The following is a 6,587-nucleotide window of genomic DNA, read 5'->3' as shown; positions in this document are numbered from 1 at the left end:
TCCCGAAAGGCATCCTAAATCTCACAGCCGTTTACACAAGAATTTATACTGAACCTTTAAAAATAAAGATTTAGATGGCGACTTTTTATTATTTGCCTTTACTTGGGGTGCCTTTTTAGCAGTAAATACCTATATGCCAATGTGGGCTCATGCATTACTAGGCTTGTCAGCTTTAATTGGTGGGATGACGTTAATTCCAAATTCGATTGTTGAAATTATCGCATCTCAAAGTGTAGCAGCGATTCAGGAGCATATGACAACCTTTAAATTAGTTTTGATTGGAATAGTTGCCATGATTATCTCATCAGCTGGTTTGTTTATTTCTGGCATACATACGCCTGTGCAGATGTTGACCTTTATTGGTGCATTTTCTGGCATTGGGGTTGGCTTTATCTTTGTTGCTTTGCAATTAAAGGTACAACTTGATGCGGGACTAAAGAATATGGCAACGGCCACTTCAACTTCATATTTGATCAGAATTTTAGCTCAAACAGTAATGGCTGCTGTTTATGGCGTAATTATGAATCTGAACTTGGCCAGCGGAGTTCAAACGCACAAGGGAATCACGATGACCATGATGAATAAATTGAGTGATGCGCAAAGTGCCAAGAGTTTGCCGCAAAACTTAGTGCCAACAATGAGAACTATTTTCCACGGCGGTATTAAGGAAATTATGTTGGTTTCATTGATTTTGTTAATTATCGCCTTTGTAATGAATTTCTACTTTAACTTTGGTAAAAAATGCAAGAAATTGTAATAATTTTGAAAATGAAAGCTCGATTTGTGAGCTCTTCTTTTTTAGTTACAGCATAATGTGTTTTTCGGCATAAGTGATTAAATCAGTCAAGCTGGTCTGATAATTTTGCTTAACCCACCAGACTAACAGCATATAGATTCCACCAGATTGATAGGCTATTGCATAGTCGGGTAGGTGGACATCAGAATGGTAAACTGACATCAGCTTTTTCAAATATTTAGTTTGAAAATTAAGTAATTCTCCTTCAAATCCTGCATCAAGCAGTAATTTCATTAGTTGAGGATTATCTTTGAAGAATTCAAGGTAGGCAGTAAGCTGCTGCTTAAAAGTTCTCAAATTATGTTGATCAATATCAGCGATAAAATTATGGTATTGATTAAATAAAAATTGCGCAATGACTTCATCTTTTTGGTCATAATTGCGATAAAAGGAAGTACGAGATACCTTAGCCTTACGGGTGATTTCTGCAATAGAGATCTCCGTATAAGGCTTTTTTTGTAGTAATTTGAATAATGCATGTTCAATTTGTTGCTGCGTATGCAGACTCTTCATATTCATCAAGATCATCCCCAAATGTAAAATGTTTGACAACTGATACCGCTTACATTATATTATAAGCATAAATAGTTACAAGTGTAACGATTATTGAAAGAAGTGTCAATTATGCATTATAGTAATGGCAATTATGAAGCCTTTGTTAAGGCTGATAAACCTAAAGATGTTGATCAAAAATCTGCTTATATTGTTGGTAGTGGCTTGGCTGCATTAGCTACTGCTGTCTTTTTAATTCGTGATGGCCAAATGAAGGGCGAGAAAATTCACATTTTTGAAGAATTAGGTCTGCCTGGTGGCTCAATGGATGGGATCTATAATAAAGAAAAGGAAAGTTACATCATTCGTGGCGGTCGTGAAATGGAGCCGCACTTTGAATGTTTGTGGGATTTATTTAGATCAATCCCTTCGCCTGACCATGAAGGTGAATCTATTTTGGATTCCTTCTATCGTTTAAATAGAAAAGATCCAAGTTATGCTAAAACTAGAGTAATTGTAAATCGTGGTCAAGCTTTGCCGACTGATGGGCAACTTCTTTTGACACCAAAGGCAGTGAAGGAAATTGTTGATCTTTGTTTAACTCCCGAAAAAGACTTGCAAAATAAGAAGATTAATGAAGTCTTCACTAAGGAATTCTTTGAATCTAACTTCTGGTTATATTGGTCAACAATGTTTGCTTTTGAACCATGGGCAAGTGCGATGGAGATGCGCCGCTACTTGATGCGCTTTGTACAGCATGTAGCAACCTTGAAGAATCTTTCATCATTGCGTTTTACCAAGTATAACCAATATGAATCATTGATTTTGCCGCTGGTCAAGTATTTAAAGGATCGTGGTGTAATCTTCCACTATAATACGGTGGTTGATAATATCTTTGTTAACCGCTCTGACGGCGAAAAGGTTGCTAAACAAATTATTTTAACCGAAGATGGCGAAAAGAAGAGCATTGACTTAACACCAAATGACTTAGTCTTCGTTACTAATGGTTCAATTACTGAGAGTACTACCTATGGAGATCAACTGCATCCCGCTCCAGCAGAACATGAATTGGGTGCAAGCTGGCAATTGTGGAAGAACTTAGCAGCTCAAGATGAAGACTTTGGCCACCCTGATGTCTTCTGCAAAGATATTCCAAAGGCAAACTGGCGGATGTCTGCAACTATTACCTTTAAAAACGATGATGTGGTGCCGTTTATTGAAGCTGTTAATAAAAAGGATCCACACAGTGGCTCAATCGTAACTAGTGGACCAACTACTATTAAGGATTCTAATTGGCTATTAGGTTACTCAATCAGCCGTCAGCCACACTTTAAGGCGCAAAAACCAAATGAATTGATTGTTTGGTTATATGGTTTGTTCTCTGATACCAAAGGTAATTATGTGGAAAAGACGATGCCTGATTGTAATGGGCTTGAAATGTGTGAAGAGTGGCTCTATCACATGGGTGTGCCGGAAGAAAGAATTCCTGAAATAGCTGCCGCAGCTACAACAATTCCGGTTCACATGCCATATATTACTTCTTACTTTATGCCAAGAGCTTTAGGCGACCGCCCAAAGGTTGTTCCAGATCATTCTAAAAACTTAGCCTTTATTGGTAACTTTGCCGAAACTCCAAGAGACACTGTCTTTACGACAGAGTATTCAGTTCGGACGGCAATGGAAGCTGTCTACACTTTGCTTAATATTGACCGCGGTGTACCAGAAGTCTTCGCTTCCGCATTTGATGTCAGAATGTTGATGAATGCGATGTATTACCTGAATGACCAGAAGAAGTTGGCTGATCTTGATTTGCCAATGCCTGAAAAGTTTGCGATTAAAGGGATGCTTAAGAAGGTTAAGGGCACTTATATCGAAGAATTGATGAAGAAATATAAGTTGATGTAGTTAACGATTATTATATGAAAAAAGAAAGTTTGTTAGATTGACAGACTTTCTTTTTATATTTGACAAATTAACTAAATAAGTTAATAATATTAACTGAAAACTGAAATAAAATACAGCGATTGCTGAAACAATCGCTGCAAGAGAAGCAAGTATACTTCTGTAACCATATTTAGTGTACCATGTTTCTCTTCGATTTTTAGTAGATTGTGAGGAGATAATATTGTCCAACTTACTTAATGCTAATTTTACTGGGGAAGATGAATACCCAGTACTGAATAAGCAAAAAGAAGATTTAGTGATCCCTTTTCAAATGATTCGTTTTTCTGACAGAAAAATAGCGTCATTAAATGATGCTATTTGTTTCTATGAATGGGATAAAAGTTTTGAATCTAAATTAAAAGATGAAAGAATTGCTAAACTTGTTCCATCATTGTTAAAAGCAGGATCTGTAGTCCAGCCTGATTATAGCATTTATGCTGACGAACCATTAGTGTTACAAAAATTTGCTGTATATGAGAAAAATAGAGTTGCTCTAGAGTTACAAAATTATGGTTTAAATATTATTCCAAATTTACGTTGGGGTGATAAAAGATCATATGATTTTGTTTTTCAGGGAATTCCTAAGCATCAAGTTTGTTCAGTGGGTACATATGGGCAAATTGCTGATAAAGAAAAAAGAATATTATTTGAAGCTGGATTAGAAATTGCTCTAGAAAGAGTTAGACCCAAAAAAGTTTTGGTTTATGGTACGATGCCCGATGATATTTTTGGACCATATAAAAGAAACATTAAATTTATAAGATATCCCTCATGGCAAGAAATTTTTGCTAAGGAGGCTTGCTGATGGGAAGTGGTTATAAAGGGTATATTAATACTAATGGTGCAAAAGAACGACTAAAGCCTAAAGATTTGATGCATGAATTAGAAAACAGTAATGCTAAGTATAATAAATCAGATATAGTGATGATTACGAAAAACTATGCTGGTAAATTAATGTGGCTGGAGAAAGGAAACTTAAAAAGTGGGTTATTGCATATAAAAACTTGGCATGGAAAAGATTTTGGTTCAAACACTAATATTCCTTTGCTTGCAAAGAAAATTCTTCAATTAAAGCCAATTAAACATATAAGTAGAAAAGAAGGTAAACAGCTAGCAGATGTTTTTATATATAATCACAATGGAATGATATATTTAATAGCATATGGAGATAATGGTTATATCGTCAGTTTTTATCCGATTGGAAAGGCATAAAATACTATGTATGAATTAACAAAAATCATTAATTATGAAGTTACTCGAGATCTTGTTCTTGAGAGTCAAAAAACGAATCAAAGTTATACTGTGTTTGATGATTCAGATATTTTAGGAGATGATAAGTTCAATTTTTTAAAAACAGGCAATAGGTATAGTTGTAGAATTAGTATTTTAGGCGACTTGAGTGATTCTGTTTCTGGGACAAAATTTAAAGTTATAGGTCAAGAGAAAGTAGGTGGTGTAAAATTTAGAAAGGTTTTTAACTCCGTTGGTGATCTGTTTTATTTGCCAGATTATGATACAAAAGAAAGTAATAGTATAATTTATTTAAATGTTAAAAGATATGATCTTCTTTCAGTGAATGAGATTATTTATAATAAAGATTTTAGAAAGTAAATATTAGAAAAGAGAAAGTAAACTATGACTTATACAGCACTGGGAAAATTTTTGAGAAAACTTAGGGTAGATCGAGATGAACGACTTTATGATATGGCGGAAAACGTCGGGGTAAGCTCGGCTTTTTTATCTGGTGTTGAAAATGGCCATAAGAAGGCTTCCGCATCATTAATTAATAATATTGTTGATAGATATAACTTGGATAGAGAGCAAGAACAAGAGCTAAAAGATGCATTGAGCATAAGTGAAGAAAGCTTGGATATATCTAAATTTTCACCTGAAAAGCAGGAAGCTACATTGATGTTTGCAAGAAAATTTGATGATTTGACAGATAAACAAATAGCTCAAATTCAGAAGATTTTGAAAGAAGGTGAGAGACATAATTAGTTATGATTCAATATTTGAAGCTAAACCAGAATCTCGTAAAGATTTAAGAGCATTAGCTAGAGATGTACGATTATTATTAGGGATAAATCCTTGTCAACTTTATATTGATATTACGCGTGTACTAGAAAAAATATCAGAATTAGATCCTAATTTTTCATTTGAAATTGTAGACAATGATGAATTAGAATGTGATGTTCAGGCACAAACTGATATCGTTAAGGATAAAATTCTTATTAAAGAATCGGTGTACATGGGAGCGATTAGAAATGTTGGACGTGATAGAATGACAATAGCACATGAGTTGCTACACCTTATATTACATCAACCTTCTTCACTGACTCTATATAGAAGAAATGGAGAAATTCCAATATATAAAAATCCAGAATGGCAAGCAGAATGTTTTGCCGGTGAATTATTGATGCCATATGAAAGAATAAAAAACATGAGTGAATCAGAAATAGTTGATAAATGCAAAGTTTCTCAAATTGCAGCTCATTATCAATTAACTCATATTTAATTAAAAATGTGATAATTGCGTCTTTCTTTGCATATCCTTAAATTTGGCGCGGAAGCCAAATTTATATCAAAGTTGAGAGAGAACAAGATTTCAGTATAAAACTTCTAGGCACTTATATTGAAGAATTGATGAAGAAATATAAGTTGATGTAGTTAACGATTATTATATGAAAAAAGAAAGTTTGTTAGATGACAAGCTTTCTTTTTATTTAAATCTAGCAGTAAAATTTTCAGCAAATTCAAGTTAACTTAAAACTTATCTCAAAAGTCTTAAGAGATTAAAATTAATTTGAATTACAGGTTAAAGTTGAGGTAGAAATTAAACTAATTTGAATTAGATTAGCTTGAACGGATATAAAATAATTTCGCCGATTGTAAAATCAAGTTGAACACTTTATAAAAATAAAAGTCCATCTGGACCTGTTTGATAGAATGTTAATATCCACAAAAACATCTATTGGAGGTCACAAATGGACTCTTTACATTTTACCATGAATCAGCACGTTAAAGGCAAGCACTTATCATTTGAAGAGCGGGTTGTTATCCAAACCCGTTTAAAAGATGGTTATTCTATTAGAGCGATTGCTCGCGAATTGGGCTGCTCTCCTTCTACAATTAGCTATGAGGTTAAACGTGGTACTGTTTCTCTCTATCATGGCAAGCAGCAGCGCTATAAGGCTGAACATGGTCAGAGCGTTTATCAGATTAATCGTCGTCACTGTGGTCGTAAATCGGACTTCTTGAAGAAAGCAAACTTTATTAGCTACGTCATTAATCATTTTTTTGAGGACGGCTGGTCACTTGACGTTTGTGCCAATCGTAGCTTAGCTATCGGTGAATT

Annotated in this window: 8 protein-coding genes and 1 pseudogene; 8 read left to right on the top strand and 1 reads right to left on the bottom strand. The window is 34.3% G+C overall.

Features of this window, described 5'->3' with window-relative positions; all coding sequences use genetic code 11:
* Positions 1 to 55: 55 nt before the first annotated feature.
* Positions 56 to 757, top strand: a pseudogene (locus CP363_RS10155) (MFS transporter); the annotation flags it as partial.
* Between the two features lie 45 nt (positions 758 to 802).
* Here CP363_RS10155 and CP363_RS10150 read toward each other — a convergent pair.
* Positions 803 to 1,315: a TetR/AcrR family transcriptional regulator gene (locus CP363_RS10150; RefSeq protein WP_005725250.1), complete on the bottom strand. Its 513-nt coding sequence runs from the start codon at positions 1,313 to 1,315 to the stop codon at positions 803 to 805.
* Positions 1,316 to 1,420: 105 nt separating this feature from the next.
* On the opposite strand from CP363_RS10150, the gene CP363_RS10145 reads away from it, so the two are divergent.
* From CP363_RS10145 to CP363_RS10115, 7 genes are all read left to right on the top strand, one after another.
* Entirely contained in the window at positions 1,421 to 3,193 is a 1,773-nt protein-coding gene (locus tag CP363_RS10145) for an oleate hydratase (RefSeq protein ID WP_098036207.1), read from the top strand.
* A 220-nt stretch (positions 3,194 to 3,413) separates the two neighbouring features.
* A complete protein-coding gene (locus CP363_RS10140) occupies positions 3,414 to 4,037 on the top strand; it encodes a DUF4417 domain-containing protein (protein ID WP_205838134.1) in 624 nt (207 codons plus the stop codon).
* Positions 4,037 to 4,444, top strand: coding sequence for a hypothetical protein (locus tag CP363_RS10135; protein ID WP_098036205.1), 408 nt, complete (start codon positions 4,037 to 4,039; stop codon positions 4,442 to 4,444). The genes CP363_RS10140 and CP363_RS10135 overlap by 1 nt, the downstream gene beginning before the upstream one ends.
* A gap of 6 nt (positions 4,445 to 4,450) precedes the next feature.
* On the top strand, positions 4,451 to 4,843 hold the full coding sequence (locus tag CP363_RS10130) for a hypothetical protein (RefSeq protein WP_023488642.1): 393 nt from the start codon (positions 4,451 to 4,453) through the stop codon (positions 4,841 to 4,843).
* A gap of 24 nt (positions 4,844 to 4,867) precedes the next feature.
* On the top strand, positions 4,868 to 5,230 hold the full coding sequence (locus CP363_RS10125) for a helix-turn-helix domain-containing protein (RefSeq protein WP_005721163.1): 363 nt from the start codon (positions 4,868 to 4,870) through the stop codon (positions 5,228 to 5,230).
* On the top strand, positions 5,214 to 5,747 hold the full coding sequence (locus CP363_RS10120; protein WP_089145937.1) for an ImmA/IrrE family metallo-endopeptidase: 534 nt from the start codon (positions 5,214 to 5,216) through the stop codon (positions 5,745 to 5,747). The genes CP363_RS10125 and CP363_RS10120 overlap by 17 nt, the downstream gene beginning before the upstream one ends.
* 469 nt (positions 5,748 to 6,216) lie before the next feature.
* Positions 6,217 to 6,587, top strand: a 371-nt coding sequence (locus CP363_RS10115) for a helix-turn-helix domain-containing protein (protein WP_143468720.1), incomplete at its 3' end; no start/stop codon positions are given.

The organism is Lactobacillus sp. UMNPBX12, assembly GCF_002553955.1.
GTDB classification, from domain to species: Bacteria; Bacillota; Bacilli; order Lactobacillales; family Lactobacillaceae; genus Lactobacillus; species Lactobacillus crispatus.
Note: the sequence above shows the minus strand (reverse complement) of the source record. Positions and strands in the feature narration are given on the sequence as shown.

Coding starts and splice junctions, on each gene's coding strand:
- CP363_RS10150 (WP_005725250.1), bottom strand. CDS start 1,315: ATGAATATGAAGAGTCTGCATACGCAGCAACAAATTGAACATGCATTA.
- CP363_RS10135 (WP_098036205.1), top strand. CDS start 4,037: ATGGGAAGTGGTTATAAAGGGTATATTAATACTAATGGTGCAAAAGAA.
- CP363_RS10130 (WP_023488642.1), top strand. CDS start 4,451: ATGTATGAATTAACAAAAATCATTAATTATGAAGTTACTCGAGATCTT.
- CP363_RS10145 (WP_098036207.1), top strand. CDS start 1,421: ATGCATTATAGTAATGGCAATTATGAAGCCTTTGTTAAGGCTGATAAA.
- CP363_RS10125 (WP_005721163.1), top strand. CDS start 4,868: ATGACTTATACAGCACTGGGAAAATTTTTGAGAAAACTTAGGGTAGAT.